The sequence below is a fragment of the Streptomyces piniterrae genome (assembly GCF_005048155.1).
Lineage (GTDB): Bacteria > Actinomycetota > Actinomycetes > Streptomycetales > Streptomycetaceae > Streptomyces > Streptomyces piniterrae.
The window spans coordinates 296,319-319,750 of sequence record NZ_SUMB01000002.1 but is presented as its reverse complement, the minus strand read 5'-3'; the positions used below and the strand labels follow the sequence as shown (position 1 = coordinate 319,750).

Sequence of the window (23,432 nt, the reverse complement as noted above, 5' to 3'; positions counted from 1 at the left end):
AGCGAGGCCCCATGACCACCCGGATGACCAGCTCTCCCCCGCCCCGCCGCCTTCGCATCGGCATCGGCGGTATGGCCATCGAGTCCAGCCAGTTCTGCCCGCACCGCTCGACGTACGACGACTTCCGTGTCACCCGGGATGAGGCACTGCTCGCCCGCTACACCTGGACCCGGTCGGACGGGGATCTGGCGGAGCTCGTCGAATGGGTGCCGCTGGTGCATGCCGTCGCGCTGCCCGGTGGCCCCGTCGAGCGCGCCACGTATGACCGGATCAAGGCCGAACTGACCGTGCGGGTAAGGGAGTCGGGGCCGCTGGACGGCCTGGTGTACGACATCCATGGTGCGATGAGCGTCGTCGGCATGGATGACGCGGAGGCCGATCTGAACGACGCGGTGCGGGCGGCGACCGGCCCCGGAACGCTCATCTCGGCCGCGATGGACCTGCACGGGAATGTGTCGCGCCGGTTCGCCGACCGCCTGGACCTGCTCACCGCGCACCGTCTGGCCCCGCATGAGGATGCCTGGGAGACCCGGGAGCGGGCCGCGCGCAAGCTCGTCGAGCGGCTGGTGTCGGGCAGGGGCCGGCCGTACCGCGCCTGGGTGCAGATCCCGGTCCTTCTGCCCGGTGAGAAGACCAGCACCCGGCTGGAACCGGCCAGGTCGCTGTACGGGCGGCTGGCCTCGGTCGAGGCGCTCGACGGGGTCGTGGACGCGGCGATGTGGGTGGGTTACGCCTGGGCCGATGAGGAGCGCTGCCGGGCGGCCGTCGTGGTCACCGCGGATGATCCCGAACTCGCCGTATCTCAGGCGGAGTTGCTGGCCCGGGAGTACTGGGAGGCCCGGCGCGACTTCGTCTTCGTCGGCCCGACCGGCGACGCGGACACCTGTATCGCGCGGGCCGTCGGCTCCGCCGCCCGCCCGTTCCTGATCAGCGACTCCGGCGACAATCCGACCGCGGGCGGGGCCGGCGACCTGGCGTACATGCTGGGCCGGCTGCTGGCACACGAGGAGCTGGCGAGCGGCCGGGTGACGGCGCTGCATCCGGGCGTCACCGACCCGAAGGCCGTCGCCGCCTGTTTCGACGCGGGGGTGGGCGCCGAGGTGAAGCTCAGTGTGGGTGGCCAGGTCAGCGCGGGTACCGGCCGGCATGCCGAGCCGTACGAGCTGACCGGCACCGTGACCGCCCTGGAAGGCTCTTCCAGCTCCGGCTCCGGCTCCGACGCCTCACGGGGCAATCCGGCCTATGACGCCGGTGGCCGGTCCGCGGCCGTCACCTCGGGCGGGGTGACGGTGGTGCTCACCGAGCGCCGCAAGCCGTTCCACACCCGCGCGGACTTCGGGACGCTGGACCCGCTCTCGTACGACCTGGTCGTCGTCAAGATCGGCTATCTGGAACCGGAGCTGTACGCGATGGCGGCGGACTGGCTGCTGGCGCTCACGCCGGGCGGGGTGGATCAGGACCTGCTGCGGCTGGGCCATCACAAGGTGCGGCGGCCGCTCTACCCGTTCGACGACGAGGGGTTCGAGGAGGCGGATCTGAGGGCGGTGGTGTTGTAGAGAACGCCGGCAAAGGTCTCCGGTAGAACGCCCCGGTGGCCCAGTGGGGCGCCCCGGTGAAGGTGCCCCGATGCCCGGACGCCCCGTCCTCACGCCTGCGGATCCCGCGCGTCGTACCGGGCGAACGCCCGCCGGCCGAGTCCGAGGGCGGTCACCACCAGGATGCAGGCCACGCCGCCGCCGACCACGGCGACGGCCGGGGAGGTCAGGTCGGCCGCCGAGCCGGCGAGGAAGTCGCCGAGGCGTGGGCCGCCGGCGACCACCACGATGAAGACGCCCTGGAGGCGGCCGCGCATGTTGTCGGGTGCCGCGGCCTGGAGCATGGTGTGGCGGAAGACCATCGAGACGGTGTCGGCGCAGCCGGCGACGGCGAGGAAGAACAGGCCGAGCCAGAGGTGGCGGGACAGGCCGAAGGAGGCGATGGCGGCGCCCCAGCAGGCCACGGCGAGGAGGATGGCCAGGCCGTGCCGGCGGATGCCGCCGAGCCAGCCGGAGAACAGTCCGCCGAGTACGGCGCCGACCGCGGGCGCGGCGACCAGGAGGCCGACGGTCTTGGCGTCGCCGGCGAACCAGAGCACGGCGATCGCGGGGAAGAGCGCCCGGGGCTGGGCGAGGACCATGGCGGCCAGGTCGGAGAAGAACGTCATCCGGAGGTTGGGGCGGGTGGCGAGGAAGCGCAGTCCGTCGAGGACGGAGGCCCGGCGGCGCGGCCCGTCGCCCTGTTCGGGGCGCATGGCGGGCAGTCGCCACATGGCGTAGAGGGCGGCGCTGAAGGCCGCCACGTCGATGAGGTAGGCGGCCTGGTAGCCCCAGAGGCCGACGATGACGCCGCCCAGCATCGGGCCGCCCATGAGGCCGAGGTTGGTGGTGAGGGAGCTGAGGGCGTTGGCGGCGGGCAGCTGCTCGGTGGGCAGCAGTCGCGGGATCATCGACGAGCGGGCCGGGGCGTTCATAGCGAAGCAGACGGCCTGGAGGGCGACGACGGTGTAGAGCAGCCAGACGTGGTGGTAGCCGGCCAGTGCCGCGGTGGCCAGCACGACGGACATGACGGTGGCGCCCATGGCGCTGAAGAGGCCCAGTTTGCGGCGGTCGACGGTGTCGGCGATGGCGCCGCCGTAGAGGCCGAAGACGATCAGTGGGACGAGGGAGCAGAGGCCGACCAGGCCGACGGAGAAGGTGGACTTGGTGATGGCGTAGACCTGGAGCGAGACCGCGAGGGCGGTCATCTGCTGGCCCATCCAGGAGATGGTGTTGCCGCACCACAGGCGGCGGTAGTCCGGTGAGCTGCGCAGCGGGGTCAGATCGGCGAATATCCGGGAGCGCAGGGGTGTTTCGCCCTTTTCGGAGGGTGCGTCGGAGGCCGCGTCGGAGGTCGTTGTAGGTGCCACGCGGCGCAGTAAAGCACGGCGGGCGGGTGGGGCGGGCGGGAGGTCCGGAAGTGGCGCTCGGGTGGCTCGCCCCTTACCGGATCACCCTTTGTGTTCTGTCCCTTGTGGGCCGCGGGTCAGCGGGCCGGCAGCTGGTACACCCGCCGTGCGTTCTCCGCCGCGATCATGGCGCCGACCCGCCCGGCGTCCTCCGCCGACCAGGCCCCGGAGGCGGTCCAGTCGCCGAGTACGGAGGTCAGTGCGGTGCGGAAGAGGGCGCTGCCGACGGTGTACAGCTCGGGGAGGCCGTAGGCGTCGGTGGAGAAGAGGAGTTTGCCGAAGGGGGCGAGTTCCAGGAATTCGGCGAGGACGGCGGTGGCGCGTGGGCCGGTGTGGGTCAGGGTCAGGCCGACGTCGGCGTAGATGTGTGGGAAGACGGCGGCCAGGTAGGCGGCCTGGCGGTGGTACGGGTAGCAGTGCAGCAGTACCAGGTCGGTGCCGGTGTCGGCGGTGGCTCGGGCGAGGCCGGTGAGGAGCGTCGGGTCGGCGTGGTCGAGGCGGAGGTCGGGGTCGCCGAAGCCGGTGTGCAGCTGGAGGGGGCGGCCGGTGGCGACGGCGAGCCAGATGAGGTGGCGCAGCAGTACGGGGTCGGTGAGGCGGGGCGGTCCGGCGGCCAGCCAGTCGCGGGCGGCGGTGTGGACCGCTTCGGAGGTGGGCGGCTGGGGGTCGAGGGCGAGTCCGTGCCGGTAGGCGGCGACGGTTTTGAAGGCGACGGCGGTGTGGGCGGCGTTCCGTACGGCGTGGTCGAGGGTGTCGGTGAAGTCCTCGGCGTCGTGCGAGCCGGCCGCGACGCGTTCGGCGAGGGTTTCCAGTCGGATGACCTCGTATCCGGTGCCGCCGCCTGCTTCGGCGGTCTCGGCGGGTCCGGTGAGGTCGCCGGGGAGGCCGGTGTCCAGGAGGTAGGCGCCGATGCCGGTGGCGCCCAGGAGGCGGCGCCGGGTCTCGTCGGGGCCGAGGTCGCGGCGGCGGGCCAGGTAGGCGTCGGGCGGGCAGTGTGCGGGCAGGTCGAGCAGTGGCGGGCACCAGCGGCGGACCGCGAAGCCGGTCTGGGTGTCGAAGAAGGTGGTGCCGGCGGCGGGCGGGCGGTCGGATTCGGTGAGGTAGGCGGCGAACGTCCCGGGGTCCGGTTGGTGCCGGATGATGCCGTGGCAGTGGTGGTCGACCAGCGGCGGGAGGCCGTCGTCGGTGCCGGTGCCGGGCCCCGGGGCGTTCGCGGTCATCACCAGCGCCAGCGGGTGGCGGCGGCGATCTCGTCGGGGTCGCTCTCGGCGAAGTGGTCCTCTTCGGCGCGTCGGACGGCGAGTACCGCGCCGTGCAGGACCTTGCCCATCGCCTCGTGCAGCGGGGCCGACTTCTCCAGCCGGTCGGTGGCCTCGGTCAGGGTGGACGGCAGGCGGATGATGCCGCGGCGGGCGCGCTCGCGGACGCCGAGGACGCCCGGGTCGCCGCGTTCCGGGGCGGGCAGCTGGGTGCCGTGCTCGATGCCGTGGAGGCCTGCGGCGATGACCGCGCCGACGGCGAGGTAGGGGTTGGCGGCGGCGTCGAAGGTCTTGACCTCGGCCTGGCCGCCGTCCGGGTCGTCGGGGGCGCCGGTGATCAGTCGTAGCGCGGCTTCGCGGTTCTCCAGGCCCCAGCACTGGTAGACGCCGGCCCAGCGGGAGGGCTGTAGCCGCAGGTAGCTGGCGGGTGAGGGGCAGCCGATGGCGAGGAGGGCGGGCAGGGCGCCGAGGATGCCGCCGAGGAAGGACACCGCGTCGGGGGCCAGGCCCCATTCGGCGTCGGGGGTGCGGTGCAGGCTCGTGCCGTCGCGATGGAGGCTGAGGTGCAGGTGGCAGCCGTTGCCGACCTGTCCGGCGACGACCGAGGGGGCGAAGGAGGCGCGCAGGCCGTGCCGGGCGGAGACGGCGCGGACGGTTTCGCGGACGAGTACCGCGTCGTCGGCGGCGCGTACCGGGTCGGCCGGTGCGGTGGTGACCTCGAACTGGCCCGGCGCGTATTCGGGGTGGACCTGGAGGACCTCGATGCCCTGGAGGGTGAGTGCTTCGGTGACGTCCCGGAGGTAGTCGGAGAGTTCGACGATGCGGGTCATGCCGTAGGCGGGGCCGGCGCAGGGGTAGTCGAGGACCTCGAACTCGTCCTCGGGGGCCGGGGTGAGGCTCGCGGGCGCGCGGGTGACCACCCACTCGGTTTCGAAGCCCATCCGCAGGTCGAGGCCGGCGGCGGTGGCCCGTTCGGTCATTTTGCGGGCGAACAGCCGCTGGCAGGCGGGGTGCGGTTGCCCCAGCTGGTCGTAGCGGTCCACGGGGGCCCAGGCCCAGCCGGGTTGTGCGGCGAGCGTGGTGAGCCGGTCGAGGTCGGGGAAGAGCCGCAGATCGCCGTCGGGGCCGCCGAGGTCGTCGGACTGGGTGATGGCGTCGTCGGAGGTGAAGACGTCGAAGACTGGTGACATTCCGACGCCTCGTTCGGCGGCGGCCGCCAGGCGCTGTACCGGTATGGCCTTGACGCGTGTGATGCCCGCGTTGTCCACCCAGGTCAGTGCCACATTCCGGACGCCTTCCGCGTCCATTCCCGCCGCCAACTGGCGGGCGTCCACGCGCTGTTCCGCAGCCCGCGATCCCATAGAGCCGTCCTCACTTGGCCGTGCCGATTCCTCGGCGCCCGATGCCGCCGTCGCCGGTGCGGCCCAGGGCCCCGCCGGTCACGAGCAGTTGAACTCGCACCATACGCACTTTCCTCCGCCGCGAGGTTCCACACCCCAGACATCCGCGAGCCGGTCCACCAGCAGCAGCCCGCGCCCTGAGACTCCGGCCTCGCCCGGTTCGCGGCGTCGCGGCAGGCTGCTGTTCTGGTCCTCGACCTCCAGTCGCAGGCGCCGTTCGGCGCTGTGCGGCATGCGGATGTTGACCACCGCCTCGCCGTCGGTGTGCAGCAGGGCGTTGGTGATCAGCTCGTCGGCGACCAGCTCGATCTCCTCGGAGCGCTCCCGTGCTCCCCAGGCGCGTACCGCGGCCCGGATCATATGCCGGGCGGCGGACAGCGCTTCGGGGTCGGCGGGGGCGATGTGCTGCCGGAACCGTCCGATGGTGTCGTGCTCCGGGACGCCGAGGCGGCGCAGCAGGAGCAGTGCCATGTCGTCCTCGCCGATCCGGCCGCCGGCCGATTCGCAGAGGACGTCGGCGAGTTGCTGGACGTCCTGCGGGCCGTCGCGGACTTCGCGGGCCAACTCCCGCATGCCTTCGTCGAGGTCGATGCCGGGCTGCTCGACGAAGCCGTCGGTGCAGAGCAGCAGGGTGTCGCCGGGGGCGAGGTGGACGGTGGTGACGGGGTAGTCGAGGCGGCGGAACTCGGAGGAGATGCCGAGCGGCAGCCCGCCGGCCACCGGGAGGCGGCGGCAGAGTCCCTCGGCGTGCCGGAGGAGTGGGTCGATGTGCCCGGCGCGGACGAATCGGGCGGCGCCGGTGCTCAGGTCGGCGTCGACGTAGACGCAGGTGGCGAAGCGGTCGGTTTCGAGTTCGTTGAGGAAGGCGGAGGCCCGGCCCATGACGGTGGCGGGCGCGTGCCCTTCGGCGGCGTAGGCGCGCAGGACGATCCGCAGCTGGCCCATGAGGGCCGCGGCCTGGGTGTCATGGCCCTGGACGTCGCCTATGACGGCGGCGACCCGGCCGTCGGGCAGCGGAATCACGTCGTACCAGTCGCCGCCGATGTCCCGGCCCATTCGCCCGGAGCGGTAGCGGACCGCGACCTGGGCGCCGGCGACACCGGGGATGCGGCGCGGCAGCATGGCCTGCTGGAGGCCGGCGGCCAGGTCGTGCTCCTGGTCGTAGAGCATGGCGCGGGCCAGGCTCTGCGCGATGCTGCTGCCGAGCGCGACCAGGACGTTGCGCTCCTGGTCGCGGAAGTCGCTCTCGCGCTGGAAGAACAGGCCGATCACGCCGATGGGGCGGCCCTGGGCGATCAGCGGCAGGTACGCGGCGGAGCCGATGTTCAGCGGTTCGATGGCCGGCCAGAGCCGGGGCCAGCCGTGCCGGAACTCGGCGCGGGTGCGGACGTAGCGCGGGGCGAGGGTGCGGACGACCTCGCTCATCGGGAATTCGTCGCCGACCCGAGTGTATTCCAGGTCGGGCACAAAGCTGCCGGCCTTGCCTTCGGAGACCAGCCGGATGCGGCCGGCCTCGACCAGGCCGAGGATGACGTTCTCGGCGCCGAGCCGGCTCAGGCCCTGCTCGTCGGCGAGGACGGCGATCACCTCGCCGACGGTTCTGGCGTGAGCGAGGGCGGCGGTGGTGCGCTCGACGACGCTGGTGTGCCGGCGGCGCTCCTCGTCGACCGCGAGCCGTTCGGCCGCCTGGGCGTATTCGTCGCTGGCGTCGCGGACCACGCCGATGATGCGGCGCGGCCGGCCGGTTTCGTCGCGGCGGATGCTGCCCTGGGCGTGGGTCCAGCGGAGCGCACCGTCCCTGAGCCGGACCCGGAAGTAGGCGCCGTAGGAGTGGCTGCCGTCCTTGAGGGCGCGGGCGACCAGCGCGTCCAGGCGGGCGGCCTCGGTGGACGGTACGCGGTCGCTGAGGGTTTCCGGGCGGTCGTTGTACTCGCCCGGCAGCATGTCGAAGACCTCGAGGGCGTGCGGGTCCATGTGCATCAGGCCGCTGTCGAGGTCCCAGTCGAAGCCGCCCATGCCGTTGAGGGCAAGGGTCACGTCCGGGTGCGCGGGCCAGTCGTCCGGCACCGACACGGTGGGCTGCTGTGCCGCCCGGTCAGCCATGTCGTCACTTTGCCACATTCACCCGGATTGCGGCGTGTCCAGTGCTGGATCCGGTGGCTTGATCCAGTGCCCTGGTCCGGTGGTTTGCGCGGCCGCTGCCGGCCGATCGTCTGGTCGACGACCTGGTCAATCGCCTGGTCAACAGCCTGGTCCGGTGCCTGGTCCGGTGCCTGGTCAATCACCTGGCCAGTTGTCTGGTCACTTGTCTGGTCAGTTGTCTGGTCGCTTGCCCGCAGCACTGGCTTCTGCACCCTGCGGGTCGGTCACCCATGACGCTAGGAATGTCACGGAACGTGTTCGCCAGGTGATCGACGGCCTCGGTTGGAGCCGTCGCGGGTTCGCCCGCCGCATCGCCCGCTGGATCGCCCGCCGGATCGCACCGCGGCCGTACTCGTACCGCAGGCGACCGCCCGCCCCGCATCCCCCGCCCTCCTAGGCTGGCTCCACGAGGCTGGGGGAAGGGCGCGATGCAGCAGCAAGGCGAGACCAGGAACACGCTGAACACGTCGTCCGGCGGTTGGGTGGCGGGCCCGGTGGTGCAGGCGGGGCGCATCGACCACGTATCGATCCATCAGACGACCCCGGAGCCGGCCGGGCCCGGTGTGCTCCCGGAGGATCATTGGGTACGGCTGACCGCCGACTCCACGATCTGGCAGCACGTCCCTGCGGACCGCGACGCCGCCCTCCACCGGCAGCATGTCGCCACTGCGGTACGGCTGCTGGCACAGGCCCGGGACGAGGCGGAGCGGCTGCTGACCGCCGACCCATGGCAGGACCCCGGCCACCCCGCCCGATTCCTCGATCGCATCGAGTGGCTCTGCGGCGAGCCGGGCCAGGGCACGAGCCTCGGCCTCTACCCAGCCGAGGCCGCGCTGCTGACCCTCGTCCCGTTCCTCTACCGCGTGCACTCGCTGCACCTGACGGTCGAGAGCGCCTCGGTCCGCCCCGAGACCCTCGGCCGTTCGCCGGACCCCACGGACACGCCCCGCCGTTCCTTCCGCTCCTCGCACCCCTTCCACGCCTTCCACGCCTTCCACGCCTTCGCCGAGGAATACGAACTCCTCGTCAAACGCGCGCGGTTACGTCCCGACGCGGCCGCGCCGATCGGCTGGTGGCTCTTCCACCGCTGGCTCGCCCAGCGCACGGAGTTCGCGGCCCCGGCCGCGGTCGGACGGCTCCTGGCCCTCATCCCTGAGACGACCGCGGCGCTGCGCGACACCCTCACCCCGCTCAGGGTGAGCCGGCTCCTGCACGGGCTGCGCCGCGGGCCGGGCGTCTGCAACCCGGAATTCCTCGACCAGCTGCCCGCCGACGACCGCCTCCGCGGGCCCGGCCACCAGCGCGTCAGGGACCGCCGTCTCGCCCTCCTCCTCGCCCTCGCCCATGGCACCGCCATCGAGATGACGGCCCTGCCCGACATCGTGGTGGAGCACCTGGGCATCCCGCACCCGGTCGATCTGCCCGCACTGCGCCACACCCTCGACGGTTCCGGCTGGGGCGGCTCCCCCGACCTGCCCGTGCTCCGGACGGACTGCCACCACGAGGCCGTCATCGAGGCCCTGCGCAGCTACACGACCCGCGTGGACGAACTCCTCCACGCGGTGCACCGCACGGTCCGCGAACGCATCACCGAGCCCATGCCGCCCCTGCCGACCCGTCTCTCGGCGGACGGTGTGGTCCCCGCCGAGGGCGTCCTCAAGGGCTGGGCGAGCTTCCGCCTCGACGAGCGCCGGGTCCGGGACCTCCTGATGGGCGTCCAGCTCTACAAGGACCGCGATCTGGCCATCCGCGAGCTGTATCAGAACGCGCTGGACGCCTGCCGCTATCGCCGTGCCCGTACCGAGTATCTGGACCGGAGGACGGAAGCGGCCTCGTACGCCTACGAAGGCGGCATCGCCTTCGAGCAGGGCAGGGACGACGACGGCCGGGAGTACGTCGAATGCCGCGACAACGGCATCGGCATGGGTGACGCGGAGCTGCGCGGGGTCTTCGCCAGCGCGGGCGCCCGCTTCGCCGAGCAGCCCGACTTCAAGCTGGAGCAGTCGGCTTGGCGACAGCTCGATCCGCCTGTCGAGTTCTTCCCCAACTCCCGTTTCGGAATTGGCGTGTTGAGCTACTTCATGCTGGCCGACGAGATCCGGTTGACGACTTGCCGGATGGGGCCGGACGGCCTGCCGGGGCCGCTGCTGGAGGTCTCGATCTTCGGGCCCGGCCACCTGTTCAGGATTGTCGAGGTCGCGGAGCGGGGCGACGAAGCGGGCACGCGCGTGCGGCTGTATTTGCGGGAGGGGGATGAGAGGTCGCCTGACTGGTCGTGCGTGGATGTGCTCGAACGGGTGCTGGGGATCGCGGAGTTTCCGACCGTTGCGCGCGACGAGTCCCGGAGGAGCGACTGGCCGGCCGGCGAGTTGAAGACCAGGGAGGGCTTCGAGGGAGAGCGGTTCGGCCTCAACGCCCATCGGAAGACGGTCACTTGGCGTGGCGCGCCACCCGGGGTGCAGGTGATCTGGTGCGAGGAGGGCGGTGCCCTGCTCGTCGACGGTCTCCTCGTCCGCCCTTCGGTTCGGCGCGGAGTGCTGTCGACGGCCGATTCCGGCCTCACAGGGGCCGTGGTGAACCTCTCCGGTGCGTACGCGCCCGAGCGGCTGTCCGCCGACCGGACCGAGATTCTCGACGATGTCTCCGGCCGGATCCGGAAGTTGCTGGAGCGGGCGGCGACCGACCTGCTGGCGGCCGAGGGGCCGCTGCCCTCTTTCGCGTGGATCACCAGGGTGGCCGAGTACGGCGCGCAGCTGGCGGATGTCCTCGCGGCGGAGACCATGGCGGCGGGCCGGCGGCTGACGTTCGGCACGGTGAGTTTCGACAGCCCGCGCACGGGATGCCTGCCCGCGGATGTGGCCCTTCTGGATCCGGGGGACGCGTCCGCCGCCTTCCGCACCGGACCCACATCGCCCTGGATGATGTTGTTCGACGGTCCGCCCGATCACATCTACCTGTGGCGACTGCTCGCCCACCGCCCCAATGCGAAACTCGACGCACTGATCGCGTTCTGCCCCGAACTCGGCACCGTCGGCCCGGTGCTCCCGGCGCTGCCTTCCGACCAGCTTCTGCTGACCCACCAGGACGCAGCCGGTTTCTGGCAGTGGACCGACGACACCGGATCCCGGTTGGCACACCACATCGCCAAGGCCGGAGCCCGGATGGGAATTCCGCTGAGAGCCGCGAGAGAACGTGCCGCCCGACTCGGCCTCACACGGCCGCAGGTATCCGGCTCCGGGGCGCCGGCACCGGTGAGCGCGGACGGTACGGAACCCCGGTCGTCCCGCCCAGCGGTCGTTCCGCCGGGCGAAGTCGTTCCGCCGGGTGAAGTGCTCGCGACCGCGAAAGAACTGGATATCGGTCCGGAGCGAGCCATCCGGAAGTTGGTCGCCGACGGATTCAGGACACCTGCCGTCTTCCCCCTCGACGCTCATATCGACGATCTGCCGCTTCTGCACGACGACAAACGGGCCGGGTTTCTCCGGCCGCCCGGACCGGTCCCCTACCAGCACCTGCTCCTGTCCGCACACCGGCTGCGCCGCCCTCTGGACGTGGTCGTGGCGCGACTGCGCGCGTACGGCTTCGAGATCCCGCTCCGGCTACCGGATCCGCTCACACCGCTGGACGAGGAGCTGTTCCGGCCCTTGGGCCCGTGCCAGTGGTCCGGTGTGACCACGGCCGATGCGCTGCCGTTCGCCCACCTCATCGGCGCGGCGCGAGATCTGCACACCAGTCCGCGGGAGCTCGCCGAGCGGCTGGCGTCCCTCGGGGTCCGGACCTCGTGCCGTGACCTGCCGGAGGGCTTGTCGTACGGCGACGCGTTGGAACTGCTCACCACCGGCGCCTACAGCGGCGAGCTCCTGAATGCCGAGTCGGAGGTGTCCCTGCGGAGGCTGCTGGACCTGTCCTTCTGCGAGCCCGAGCGGCTGGCCCAGGTCGCCTCCTGGCTCACCCAGCTGGGTATCCCCGTCCCCGACATCGGCGAGACCCTGCGGACCGCGCTTACCCGAGTGCCACTCGCCGAGCCCGTTCCGGAACGCCGCTCCACCCCCAACGGGTGCGACCCTGGCAGCAGAGCATCCTTCATCTCCCCCGACAGGAAGCGACGACCGTGACCGCCACCAAGGGCCACCACATCGAGATCAAAGAAGGCACGGACCACGTCCGTGTCGTCCACAACGGCCGGCTTCTCGCCGACAGCCGTCGTCCTCTCCTCCTCTTCGAGACGGGCTATCCGGTGCGCTACTACCTGCCGCCCGAGGACGTACGGACCGAGCTGCTGACGCCGTCCGAGACGCATACCGTCTGCCCGTTCAAGGGAACCGCCTCCTACTGGTCACTTGCCGGTGGCCCGGAGGACATCGTCTGGGCCTACCCTGAGCCGCGCCCCGAGGTCGCGCAGATCAAGGACCATCTCTGCTTCTACGAGGTCGAGTTGGCCGAGTAGCACCGCGGCCCAGGACCGAGCACACCTCAGTAGGAAAGTTTCCTAACAATAATCCCTCCGCCTCCTTGACGCGTACATGTTCGAGCGCCAGGATTCCTCGGGACGGCTCCCCCACGCCGATTCAGGAGACGGATATGACCTCCACCCCTCGCGCCGAGAAGGCCCACAAGGCCAAGACGGCCCAGCAGCTCACGAAGCCGCTGCTCGGCAACCCCCGCCTGGCGATACCCGCCGCGGGCGCCGCGCTCGCGCTCGTCGGCGGTGTCGCGCTCTGGTCGACCGCGGGCCGCGCGGACGCCACCCCCGACCGCGCGCCCGGTGCGCAGGCCGCCGGGTTCACCGTCGCCGCCGCGGGCGATATCGCCGAACAGTGCACCGCGAGCAACCGCGGCTGCGAACACCCCAAGACCGCGGCGCTGATGAAGCAGCTCAACCCCGCGTTCGTCCTCACCATGGGTGACAACCAGTACGACGACGCCCGGCTCAAGGATTTCCAGAACTACTACGACAAGAGCTGGGGCACCTTCAAGGACAAGACGCACCCCGTCGCCGGAAACCACGAGACCTACGATCCCGACGGTGAACTGGCGGGCTACAAGGCCTACTTCGGGTCCGTCGCCTATCCCGACGGCAAGAGCTACTACAGCTTCGACCAGGACAACTGGCACTTCATCGCGCTGGACTCCAACAGCCTGGACTCCAGCCAGCTCGACTGGCTCAAGTCCGACCTCGCCGCCAACTCCAAGAAGTGCGTGGCCGCCTACTGGCACCATCCGCTCTTCTCCTCCGGCGAGCACGGAAACGACCCGGTCAGCCGGCCGGTCTGGAAACTGCTCTACGACGCCAAGGCCGAACTGGTCCTCAACGGCCACGACCACCACTACGAGCGCTTCGCCGCGCAGGACCCGGACGGCAAGGCCGACAAGAACGGGCTGGTCGAACTGCTCGCCGGTGTCGGCGGCGCCAACCCGTACAAGATCGAGGAAGTCCAGCCGAACAGCGAGAAGCGGCTGACCGACACCTTCGGTGTGGTGAAGCTGAACTTCACCGACACCGGTTTCTCCTGGGACCTGGTCGACACGGACGGCAACACGAAGGACAGCAGCCCGTCCTACGAGTGCCACTGAGCCCCGGGCTACCGGGATTCGGGATGTGGCAGTCTGACTGATGTATCTCGCGACCACGGACGCGGCCGCCACGGCGACAAAGGTGACGCGCGGCCGCGTCGGCGGGCCGGTCCTCGCCCTCGGCGCGGTCAGCCTTGTCACCGACATCTCCTCGGAGATGGTCACCGCCGTGCTGCCCCTCTACTTCGTCCTCCAACTCGGGCTGTCACCACTCCAGTTCGGCTTTCTCGACGGCCTCTATAACGGCGTTACAGCGGTCGTCCGGCTGCTGGGCGGCCATGCCGCCGACCGCGGCGGACGGCACAAGCTCGTCGCCGGATCCGGCTATGCGCTGTCCGCGCTGTCCCGCCTCGGGCTGCTGCTCGCGGGCGGCGGCACCGCCGGCATCGGCGCGTCGCTCGCCGCCGACCGCATCGGCAAGGGCGTGCGCACCGCACCGCGCGATGCGCTGATCTCGCTCAGCGCCCCGCCGGACGCGCTCGGCCGGGCCTTCGGCGTGCACCGGGCGATGGACACCACCGGCGCCCTCCTGGGCCCGCTCGCCGCGTTCGCGCTGCTGTGGGCCACCGCCGACGCCTACGACGCCGTCTTCGTCGTCAGCTTCTGCTTCGGCCTGCTCGGCGTACTGCTGATGGTCGCCTTCGTACCGGGACGAGCAGCCCTGCCCACGCACCACCCGGCACCGGCCGCCGGCACCCGGCCGCGCGCACGGCCCCTCTCCCCTCTACGCGATCCCGCCTTTCGGCGCATCTTCGCGGCGGCGGCACTGCTGGGCGCGGCGACCATCGGCGACTCGTTCCTCTATCTGCTGTTGCAGCGCCGGCTGGACTTCGCGGTGAGCTGGTTCCCGCTGCTGCCGCTGGGCTCCGCCGCGGTCTATCTGCTGCTCGCGGTACCGGCAGGGCGGCTCGGCGACCGCATCGGCCGCCGCATCCCGTTCCTGTGCGGGCATGCGGCGTTGCTCGGCGGCTATGTCCTGCTGCTGACGACGGACGCGGGGGCGGTTCTGCTGGTGGGCGTGCTTCTGCTGCTCGGCGTGTTCTACGGCGCCACCGACGGCGTACTGATGGCGCTCGCGGGGCCCGTCCTGCCTGCCGCGCGGCGGGCGAGCGGGATGGCACTGCTGCAGACGGGGCAGGCACTGTGCCGGCTGCTGGCGGCCGCCGGTTTCGGAGCGGCCTGGACGCTGTGGGGCACCCGGCCGGCCCTGATCGCCGCCGTCATCGCACTGGCGGTCGCGCTGGCGGCGGCCGTCGTCCTGCTTCCGCGCACGGACCGCCCGGACCACCGCCCGGACCGCCCGGACCGCCCTGAGCGCCCTGAGCGCCCGGACCACCCTGACCACCCGGACCGCCCAGCCCGACCGAACCGCCCGGGAACGGAGCCGTCCCACCTATGACGCACGCGACGCCTGACACGCCCCCGACGCCCCCGACTCCGGCGGCTCCCCCGACGCCGTCGATGCCGTCGACGCCGTCGACAGAGCACCAGGACATGCCCGCCCCGAGCCGCCCATCCCCACTCTCCTCACTTGCCCCACTCGCCCCGCTGTCCTTCCGCGCCCGGATCGTCGCCGTGGCGGTCGCCGCCGCGGTGCTCGCCACCGTCGCCGTCGTCTACACCGTGGGCGCCGCCCGGCGCGCCGAACCGGCCGACGCCCACTCGGCCTTCGGCCTCGACCACGGCCTCCTGTACTTCCGCAGCACCGGCGCCGGGGCCGGCCGGGTGGCCAGGCTGCCCGCACCGGCGGCCCGGTCGGGAGCGGCAGCCCACACATCGGCCCGCGCCCCCGGGCCGGACCACCGCACCACCGGCGGCCCCAGCTGCGAGCGCTTCTACGCGGCCGCCGGCACCGGCCTCTGCCTGCAGCGCCGCCCCGGCATCCCGCCCCGGTCGTACGCCGTCGTCCTGGACCGCCGGCTACACGAGAAGCGGCGTATCGCACTCACCGGCATCCCCAACCGTGCCCGGGTCTCGGCCTCCGGGCGGATGCTGTCCTGGACGATGTTCGCCACCGGGGACTCGTACGCCACCACGTCGTTCTCCACGCGCACCTCGATCCTGGACACCCGCACCGGCTACCTGATCAAGAACATGGAGGAAATCCCGCTCACCCTCGGCGGCCGCCGCTATCACTCCCCGGACGTCAACTACTGGGGCGTCACCTTCGCCCGCGACGACAATCGCTTCTACGCGACCGTCTCGACGAAGGGGAAGACCTATCTCGTGGCGGGCGATATGCGGAAGTGGGCCGCACACACCCTCCGCGAGAACGTCGAATGCCCGTCCCTCTCCCCCGACAACACCCGTCTCGCCTTCAAGAAGCGGGTCCGCGACGGGGCCGACGCCCCCTGGCGGCTGTACGTCCTGGACCTGCGCACCCTGCGCGAACACCCGCTCGCGGAGACACACAGTGTGGACGACCAGGCCGCCTGGCTGGACGACGACACCCTCGCCTACGCCCTGCCGGGGCACGACGGCCGTCAGAGTGACATCTGGACCGTCCCGGCGAACGGCGGCGGCTCGCCGTCCCTCCGCGTACCAAATGCCTCCTCACCCGCCCGCATCCCGTAGGGAAGAGGGCGTCTCGGCGTCCCGGCGGGATTGTCAGTGGCGGGTGGCACCATCGATCGCATGACGCCGTCCATCACCGAGTCCTGGATCCGCATCGAGCGATGGCTCGCCGCGTACGCACCTGCCACGGCCGCCGCGCTGGCACCTCCCGCGGAGCGTGCCGCGATCGCCGCGGCCGAGGAGGCAATGGGCCTGTCCATACCGGATCCACTGGTGGAATCCGTCCTCCGGCACGACGGTACGGGGCATCGCGTGCTGCTGCCGCCGTTCTGGATGCTGCTGAGCACCCAGCGCATGGTGGACACCTGGCGTATCCGGACCAAGATCCATGGATCGGATCCGGAGCCGCCGGACCACGAAGACGAGGATCCTGAGGCGGACTTCGGGCCGTGGTGGCACCGGCAGTGGATACCCTTCGCCGCTGACGGGTGCGGGGACGAACTGGTGCTGGACCAGCGCCCGACCACCCGCCGCGGCAGGGTCGGCAGCGCCGACCACGAACAGGGCTGCTTCTTCGAGCGGCACAGCATGTGGGCGTCGCTGCCGGTGCTCTTCGACCTGTCGGCCACCGCGATGGAGACCGGCGAAGTCCTGGACTACTACGAGCGCGTCGTCACGCCGGAGGGAGAACTGGACTGGGAGATCCTCTAGGGACCGGCCGCCTCGTCGCCCAGTCGTCCCCGTCCCCCTTCGCCCGCCCGCCCCGCTGCGACGCGTACGCCCCACACAGCGCACAATCGAAGGGTGAGCGATGCGGAGGAAACGAACGACAGGTCCGACGAGCGGAACTCGGGCGCCATCGGCGACCAGGGTGGCGATCCGGCCTGCTGGCTGGACCAGGTGTGTGACGCCTGCGGTCGGATCCGTGAACGGCCCGGCAGCGACGTATGCGAGTACTGCGGCGCCGGGGCGGACACCGCACAGTTGCCCACGGCACCGGAGGCGTCCAGGCAGCCGCCCGCTCCCGACCGCCCCGCGCTCCGCCGGGACCGCGACGAGCAGGGCCGGGCCCGCAGCGCCCGGCCACGCGACGGGCTCGGCCGCCCGCTGCCGTACGGCTCCCCGGGCGTGGCGCGGCAGCCGGAGGGCGTGCCCCGTACGCCGGCGGAGTCGCTGGCCGAGGCGCAGCGGCTGCTCGACGCCGGGATGCCGTTCCATGCGCACGAGGTGCTGGAGGACGCCTGGAAGGCGGCGCCGGAGCCGGAGCGCGAACTGTGGCGCGGGCTCGCCCAGCTCGCCGTGGGCCTCACCCACGCCGCACGCGGTAACGCGTCCGGCGCGGCGGCGCTGCTGGACCGGGGCTCGGCCGCCATCGCTCCGTACGCGAACGCGGCCCCGTACGGCATCGACATTTCCGGACTGACGGACTGGGCCCGGCAACTGACGGGTCGACTGAACGAACCCCCGAATGGCCCGGTGCCCGCGGCCGAGACAGCGCCCCGGCTGCGGGCTGCCGGCGGCTAGAGGGGTACGCCCCGTCCCTCCGTGCGCCGGAGGGCCGGGCCGGCAGGGGCCGGGCCGGCAGGGACCGCGAGCCCGCGCCGCCTTTGCGCGGCGCCGGGGATCAGGGCGTGGGAGTTTCTCCTATCTCCCGGTGCGTTGATCCGGGGAGCTGTCCGCCGGCACCTGGCACATGGCTCCCCTGTTCCTCATGAAGCCTCCGCCTCCCGGCACTCCCGGCGGCGGCTGCGAAGCCGCCAGGCGAGCATGCCGCCGCCCGCTCCCAGCAGGGCGGAGCCGATACCGGTGCAGGCGGCGATGGCGGGCCGGTGGTGCGAGCCGGCCTCACCCGCCCGAGCGGTCGTTTCGGCAGCCCCGGGGATCCGAGCGACCACTCTGCGGGGCATCGCCCCACCGGCATACAAGGCATCGTCGCCTGCATACGCACGGGCGAGGCCGTACATACCACCCCAGTCATACGCACCGTCGGACTCAAACATGCCCTCCCAGTCGTGCAGACCCGGCTCGTGCGCACCACCCCGCTCGTGCACACCCTCCCGCTCCCGCGCACCGTCCCACCCATGCGCACCACCACGCGTGTGCGCACCGTCCCGCCCGTGCGTACCGCCACGCTTGTGCGCACCACCGCGCGCCTCCGCCGCCCCGCGTGCGTCTCCCGGCGCCTGATCATGTCTGGCCGGCGCCGTCTGCATCTCCGGCAGTGTGTCGACCGGCTCGGTCTTCCCCGCGTTCCGGAAGCCCCAGTTCAGCAGGGAACTGGCTTCCTTGAAGACGCCGTTGGCCTCTCCTGACTGCGGGTTCATCACGGTGACCAGCAGGGTGCGGCCGCCCTGCCGCGCGGCGGCGATCAGCGTGTTGCCGGCCTGGGTGGTGTAGCCGGTTTTGACGCCGATGATGCCGGGGTAGCGGGGGACGCCGTTCGCGCCGGTGATGAGGCGGTTGGTGTTCTCGATCTCGGCTCCGCCGTTGCTGGGGAACCGTGCGCGCGCGGTGCGGCAGTAGCGCGCGAAGTCGTCGTTGGCGAGCCCGGCGCGCGCGAAGACGGTCAGGTCGTACGCGGACGAGGACTGGCCGGGCGTGTCGTAGCCGTCCGGGGACTTCACCGTCGTGTCGCGCGCCCCGAGCTTGCGGGCGGTCTTCTGCATCTCTCGCGTGGTGGTCTTCCAGCCGCCGTTCATCGAGGCCAGCACATGCACCGCGTCGTTTCCCGAGCGCAGGAAGACGCCGCGCCACAGGTCGCCGACGCTGTACCGGCGGCCCTGCTGGATGCCGACGAGACTGCTGCCGACGCCGATGCCTTCGAGGTCGGCGGCGCTGACCCTGCGGACGGCGCCGGCCGAGAACTTCGGCAGGACGGTGATCGCGAACAGCGTCTTGAGGGTGCTGGCCGGCGCGAGCCTGCGGTGTGGGTTCTTGGCGGCGAGGATGTCCCCGGTCTCCGCGTCGGCCACCGTCCAGGAGAGCGCGGACAGGCCCTTGGGCAGCTGCGGCGCGTGGGGCGCGGCAGCCTTCCGTACTCCGGTCGGCGCGGACCGGGTGCCTGCCGGCCCGTCGGGGTGTGCCGCGGCCGGCATGGCCATCATGGAGACGCCGGCCGCGGCGGCCACCGCCACGGCACCGGCCTTCTTGGTGGCCTTCTTGGGCGAAAGAGCGTCAATTGCCATGCCGTCACGCTAAGTAGGGGCAATTCGGCCCGCAGCGCGGGTGCGCCAGTCGGCCCAAGGAAGCCGCCGCGCGCTCGGCATGTCGCAGCTGCTCCGGCATGTCGCATCTGCAAAGAAGGACCCGCCCGGTGCGACGGGGGATGCACACCGGGCGGGTCTCAAGACCTTTCTACCGCATCCGAGGACGGTTACGCCTCAAAAACTTGTTCGTTTGCCGATTACCAGGTCACGGGGAGCGAAATCAGGCCACGTGCACGCAGTGCCCGTCGATGCCGCAATTCACCGCGCGGGATATCGAGCCGGAGTCCCGGAAAGCGGCTGATGAGAGCGCCGAGCGCGGTCTCGGCCTCCAAGCGGGCCAGTGGGGCGCCGAGGCAGTAGTGGATGCCGTGGCCCAGCGCGAGGTGCCCGGAGAGGTCGCGGCCGCGGTCCAGCGTGTCCGGGTCGGGGAACCGGCCGGGATCACGGTTCGCGGACGCGATCGACAGCAGCACGCTCTCCCCCGCCGGGATCCGTACGCCGCCGATCTCGATGTCCTCTTTGGGGAAGCGACGGATCGCCAGCGGAGCAGGGCCGTCGAACCGGAGGAACTCGTCCACCGCGGGGCGCAGTTCGGCCGGATTGCGCCGCAACTCGTCGAGCTGCTCCGGGTGGTCGAGCAGGGCGAGCACGGCATTGCCGATGAGGTGGACGGTGTTCTCGTAGCCGGCGAAGAGGATCAGGAAGGCGAGCGAGGTCAGCTCGTCCTCGGTGAGCCGGTCGCCCCCCGGCCCCGTACCGGAGACGTCATCGCCCGACTGCGGATCGTCCCGTACCGCGATCAGGTCCGACAGCAGGTCGTCGCCCGGCTCGGCGCGCTTGGTCGCGATCAGACCGGTGTAGAACTCCAGCATCGACCCGATCGCCTCCTTCATCAGGTGCGGACGGCTGGGATCGGGCGTGATGAGAGCGTCCGACCAGGCCAGGAAGTCCCGGCGGTCGTTCTGCGGGATGCCGAGGAGATCACAGATGACGGTGATCGGCAGCGGTCCGGCGTAGTCGGCGATCAGGTCGGCGCGGCCCTTGTCCGCCATGGCGTCCAGCAGGTCGTCCGCGACCCGCCGTACGGGCTCGCGCAGCGCGTCGACCCGCCCCGGGGTGAAGGCTTTGACGACCAGGCGGCGGATCCGGGTGTGGTCCGGCGGGTCCATGTTGAGCAGGTTGGCGTCCAGCGCGGGTGGCAGCGAGAAACCTCGGTAACCGCCGGGCGTGGCATGCCGCTTGTCCAGGGAGAGCCGCGGATCGGCGAGCGCGCGGCGGACGTCGTCGTAGCGGGTGACCAGCCAGGCGGGGTTGCCGTCCGTGCCGGCGATCCGGTGTACGGGGCCGGCCTCGCGCAGGGCGGCGTAGGCGGCGTAGGGATCGTCGAGGAGGGGGGTCACATCGATGGGGGCATCGGGGCCGGTCTCGGCGGTGTTCTGCATGGATCCCGACTCTAGACGAGCGGATCGGACGGCCTGTCAGGCGGGCCTCGGGGCCGATGGCCTGTCAGCCTCAGCGCCGTCGGCTGGATGGTCCGGCCGTCGAAGCCGGCCGATCCGCCGTCGACTCCGGACGCTCCGGCCGCCGGCTCCGGACAGTCCGGCTACCGGCTCCGGACAGTCCGGCTACCGGCTCCGAACGGTCCGGCTTTCCTGTAGGCCGTACGCGGGCGGCATCGGCCCGTATTGGACCGATGCCGCCCCTACGGCGCGGGCAGCCCGGACCCCCGTGCCGGGCCACCCCGTCTGGGTGGTCGCCGCTCAGCCGCGGGACACCGAGCTGCGCTGCCTCAGCTCGGTGAGCACGGTCTCGACCAGCGACGAGTGGTAGACATCCGCGACGAGCGCCAAGTGCTCGTATTCCTGCGTGAGTTCGGCCGGATCGGCGCCCGTGGCGACCACCACGCTGTCGGCGCCGTGGGCGGGCACATGGCCCACCGCGCGGTTCTCCAGCCCGCGGCGGAGCGCGGCCGCCTCGGCGACGGCCGCCAGCTGCCGGTCGTCGAGCGAGACGGCGCGGGCCCGTTCCCGTGCGATGTCGACGGCGTCGGACTCCACATGGCGGCGGATGCCGCGCTGTACGTCGCGTATCTCCGCCATCTGCCGGTTGGCGCGCCACTCCAGGTCGGCGAACGGCCACCGTACGGACCATGTCGGGCTTTCCATCGTGACCTCGGGGGTCTGCTCGGTGACGGTCTGCCAGAGCGGGGAGAGACGGCGCAGCCGGCGCCAGGCGGCGGCCCGTGGACCGGCGGCCGGGAGCGCGAATCCGGTCAGGACGAGGATCGCCGCGACGGAGGCGCTGAGCGGGGCAACGCCGTTGGAGAGCCAGAGCGCTTCGTGGCCCGCCCAGGACAGGACGAAGCCGATCACCTTGCAGGCGCAGTAGACCAGGCCGAGCCAGCAGCCCGCCGCCAGCACCCGGAGCCCGCGCGCCAGCCATGACCGGCCGAGTCGTGCCGCGTAGCGGGGGCAGAGCGTGCCGAGGCCGGCGAGGCTCGATCCGAAGATGGCCAAATACAGCACCAGGAACAGCATGACTCCGGGAGAGTCCGTATAGGCGGTGCTGAAGTCGCGGGGGTGCTCGACGGCGTCCGGGCGGCCGACGGCGAAGCCGGTTATCGCCACCGCCCACAGCGCGGCCACGCTTCCGACCGCGGTGCGGGCCTTGCCCCGGGCGCGGGCCCGCGCGGCATCGCCCTCGCCTGCCGTCCACCGCAGCAGCAGCACCAGCGCGCCGGCGGCGAACACCACGACCGAGGAGTAGAGGAAAACCATGGCCAGGTTGGCCACGCCGACCAGCCGGTCGAAGGCGCGGTAGAGGCTGGGCGCCGAGAAGAGGAAAACAGTCGCCACACCGCCGGTCATCACGCAGGCGAGCCCGAGGTCCGCATTGCCGCGGTCGCGGAACCAGGCGACGGCCTTGTATCCGACGAGCGTCCAGGCGGCGGCCGCGAAGCACAGGTAGATGAGGTCAAACACGCGGCCCCCCGCCTACGCCGGCCGGTCCGTCGACCCCGCCGGTCCTGCCCATCCCGTCGGCGTCGGCGTCCGGGCCCTCCTGCTGGCGCCGGATGTGCTGCAGCGCGGGCCCGAGGGCCGCCGCCAGTTCGGCCGCCTGGCCCTCCAGCGGCAGTTCGCGTTCCCCTGCCGATGGCACCACCCGCTCCATCAGCAGCGTGCCCAGCACCTCGGTTTCCCGCTCGGCGAGGTTGTCGTAGCCGTGGTGCCGGGCGAAGCCCATGGTCAGGCCCATCCGACGCATCGCGGTGGCGACGTCGACCGACGGGGTCCACATCCGCAGCGCGTCCTCGGTGATGGCCGGATCCTGACCGTGTCCCAGCAGCAGGTGGCTCAGCTCGTGCAGCACGATATGCGCCTGATGCCAGGGCGAGGTCTTGAGCTCGAAGAAGACCCAGTAGCCGTCGTCGGTGGCGGCGGTCATGCCCGAGACCACACCGCCCAGGCTCATCGGCACCATGTGGACAGGCCGGCCCACACGCGTGGCAACGATGTCGCACAACTCCCGCAGATCTATTGCGGCGGGCAGCGCCAGCTCCTTGATGAGCCGCTTGCACCGCCTGCGTATCTGCCCCACTCGCATGCTCGTCCCGTCCTCGGCTCCGCCCGGCCGCCAGGTGTAGAAGATCCGGTCGCGTTCCGCTGTCGGTAAGAGGTCACTGGCCATGCCGATCACCGCCCTGACCGCGGTGATCGCCGTGACTGCCCTGGCCTGGCGGATCCGCCGGCAGATTCATCTGCTGCCGGAACTGGGAGATGATCGTCGTCAGGCTGTCCTGCACCTCCGGCGGCAGCCCGACGGAGCGCAGCGCGATGGCGCGCACCCGCTGATCGCGCATGGCGGCGAGAAAGCGGACCTCTTCCTCCACCCGCGCGGCCTGCGGCTGCGAGAGGTCGCCCAGCAGATAACCGACCGGTACGCCAAAGAACTTGGCCAGCGCGCGCAGCAGCTCCGGACTCGGGTTGGTGCGCCGGCCGTTGCGCAGCATCGACAGATACTGCTCGGTGACCTTGGCCCCGCCGTACTCCGCCGCCCCACCGCTGATCTCGTCGGCCACAAAGGCGTTGGTGTACGGAGCCCCCGGCGGATGCATGTTGGCGAAGAGATGATTCAGCCGCTCCGCGAGCACACTGCCCGCCCCCTTGGACCGACCGTCGTCCCCCGCTGTCATGCCACCGCCCCTTGAACTCCCACAGACCGCAAGGGCCTGCGCCTGATCCCGACCATGCAAACCAGCGCGGCAGCACCGCTATTCCCCGCGACCGCCGTGGAACCTCGGCATTCGCTGCCGGGGGAATACACCACCGCGCCACGCCCCCCACGCGTTCCGCTA

General features: G+C 71.6%; 17 protein-coding genes. 8 read left to right on the top strand and 9 right to left on the bottom strand.

From position 1 onward, the window contains the following. The first annotated feature begins 23 nt into the window (after positions 1-23). On the top strand, positions 24-1,556 hold the full coding sequence (locus tag FCH28_RS05770; protein WP_136739126.1) for a M81 family metallopeptidase: 1,533 nt from the start codon (positions 24-26) through the stop codon (positions 1,554-1,556). A gap of 89 nt (positions 1,557-1,645) precedes the next feature. Here the strand turns inward: FCH28_RS05770 and FCH28_RS05765 are convergent, their stop codons facing one another. The 4 genes from FCH28_RS05765 to FCH28_RS05750 all read right to left on the bottom strand — a co-directional run bounded on the left by FCH28_RS05765 (position 1,646) and on the right by FCH28_RS05750 (position 7,745). Beyond that, positions 1,646-2,944, bottom strand: a complete 1,299-nt coding sequence (locus FCH28_RS05765) for an MFS transporter (RefSeq protein ID WP_136738605.1) — start codon at positions 2,942-2,944, stop codon at positions 1,646-1,648. A gap of 116 nt (positions 2,945-3,060) precedes the next feature. Beyond that, entirely contained in the window at positions 3,061-4,203 is a 1,143-nt protein-coding gene (locus tag FCH28_RS05760) for an amidohydrolase family protein (RefSeq protein ID WP_136738604.1), read from the bottom strand. Next, positions 4,203-5,603 (bottom strand): glutamine synthetase family protein, encoded by a 1,401-nt coding sequence (locus tag FCH28_RS05755; protein ID WP_136738603.1) that lies wholly within the window; start codon positions 5,601-5,603, stop codon positions 4,203-4,205. Before FCH28_RS05755 ends, FCH28_RS05760 begins: the two co-directional genes overlap by 1 nt. Positions 5,604-5,681: 78 nt before the next feature. After that, positions 5,682-7,745, bottom strand: coding sequence for a SpoIIE family protein phosphatase (locus FCH28_RS05750; RefSeq protein WP_136738602.1), 2,064 nt, complete (start codon positions 7,743-7,745; stop codon positions 5,682-5,684). Positions 7,746-8,212: 467 nt separating this feature from the next. On the opposite strand from FCH28_RS05750, the gene FCH28_RS05745 reads away from it, so the two are divergent. The 7 genes from FCH28_RS05745 to FCH28_RS05715 all read left to right on the top strand — a co-directional run bounded on the left by FCH28_RS05745 (position 8,213) and on the right by FCH28_RS05715 (position 17,396). Then, the gene (locus FCH28_RS05745; RefSeq protein ID WP_136738601.1) at positions 8,213-11,899 is read left to right on the top strand and encodes an HD domain-containing protein; all 3,687 of its coding nucleotides are present in this window, start codon (positions 8,213-8,215) and stop codon (positions 11,897-11,899) included. Continuing rightward, the gene (locus tag FCH28_RS05740) at positions 11,896-12,231 is read left to right on the top strand and encodes a DUF427 domain-containing protein (RefSeq protein ID WP_136738600.1); all 336 of its coding nucleotides are present in this window, start codon (positions 11,896-11,898) and stop codon (positions 12,229-12,231) included. Before FCH28_RS05745 ends, FCH28_RS05740 begins: the two co-directional genes overlap by 4 nt. A gap of 134 nt (positions 12,232-12,365) precedes the next feature. Further along, positions 12,366-13,358 carry a metallophosphoesterase family protein gene (locus FCH28_RS05735; RefSeq protein ID WP_136738599.1) on the top strand — a complete coding sequence of 331 codons (993 nt, stop codon included), beginning with the start codon at positions 12,366-12,368 and terminating at the stop codon, positions 13,356-13,358. A 40-nt stretch (positions 13,359-13,398) separates the two neighbouring features. Next, complete coding sequence (locus FCH28_RS05730) at positions 13,399-14,757, top strand: MFS transporter (protein WP_136738598.1); 1,359 nt, start codon at positions 13,399-13,401, stop codon at positions 14,755-14,757. Positions 14,758-14,852: 95 nt separating this feature from the next. Further along, on the top strand, positions 14,853-15,932 hold the full coding sequence (locus FCH28_RS05725) for a TolB-like translocation protein (protein ID WP_136738597.1): 1,080 nt from the start codon (positions 14,853-14,855) through the stop codon (positions 15,930-15,932). Between the two features lie 60 nt (positions 15,933-15,992). Continuing rightward, the gene (locus tag FCH28_RS05720) at positions 15,993-16,583 is read left to right on the top strand and encodes an SMI1/KNR4 family protein (RefSeq protein ID WP_136738596.1); all 591 of its coding nucleotides are present in this window, start codon (positions 15,993-15,995) and stop codon (positions 16,581-16,583) included. A gap of 273 nt (positions 16,584-16,856) precedes the next feature. Next, positions 16,857-17,396: a DUF309 domain-containing protein gene (locus FCH28_RS05715; RefSeq protein ID WP_246102546.1), complete on the top strand. Its 540-nt coding sequence runs from the start codon at positions 16,857-16,859 to the stop codon at positions 17,394-17,396. A 185-nt stretch (positions 17,397-17,581) separates the two neighbouring features. On the opposite strand, the gene FCH28_RS40010 is transcribed toward FCH28_RS05715, so the two are convergent. The 5 genes from FCH28_RS40010 to FCH28_RS05690 all read right to left on the bottom strand — a co-directional run bounded on the left by FCH28_RS40010 (position 17,582) and on the right by FCH28_RS05690 (position 23,270). Then, the gene (locus FCH28_RS40010) at positions 17,582-19,057 is read right to left on the bottom strand and encodes a D-alanyl-D-alanine carboxypeptidase family protein (RefSeq protein ID WP_136738595.1); all 1,476 of its coding nucleotides are present in this window, start codon (positions 19,055-19,057) and stop codon (positions 17,582-17,584) included. A gap of 218 nt (positions 19,058-19,275) precedes the next feature. Beyond that, positions 19,276-20,520, bottom strand: coding sequence for a cytochrome P450 family protein (locus FCH28_RS05705; RefSeq protein WP_136738594.1), 1,245 nt, complete (start codon positions 20,518-20,520; stop codon positions 19,276-19,278). Between the two features lie 318 nt (positions 20,521-20,838). Continuing rightward, positions 20,839-22,059: an MAB_1171c family putative transporter gene (locus FCH28_RS05700; protein WP_136738593.1), complete on the bottom strand. Its 1,221-nt coding sequence runs from the start codon at positions 22,057-22,059 to the stop codon at positions 20,839-20,841. Next, positions 22,052-22,765, bottom strand: coding sequence for a hypothetical protein (locus tag FCH28_RS05695; protein WP_246102439.1), 714 nt, complete (start codon positions 22,763-22,765; stop codon positions 22,052-22,054). Before FCH28_RS05695 ends, FCH28_RS05700 begins: the two co-directional genes overlap by 8 nt. Next, positions 22,755-23,270, bottom strand: coding sequence for a helix-turn-helix domain-containing protein (locus FCH28_RS05690; protein ID WP_136738592.1), 516 nt, complete (start codon positions 23,268-23,270; stop codon positions 22,755-22,757). The genes FCH28_RS05695 and FCH28_RS05690 overlap by 11 nt, the downstream gene beginning before the upstream one ends. Positions 23,271-23,432: the final 162 nt, after the last annotated feature.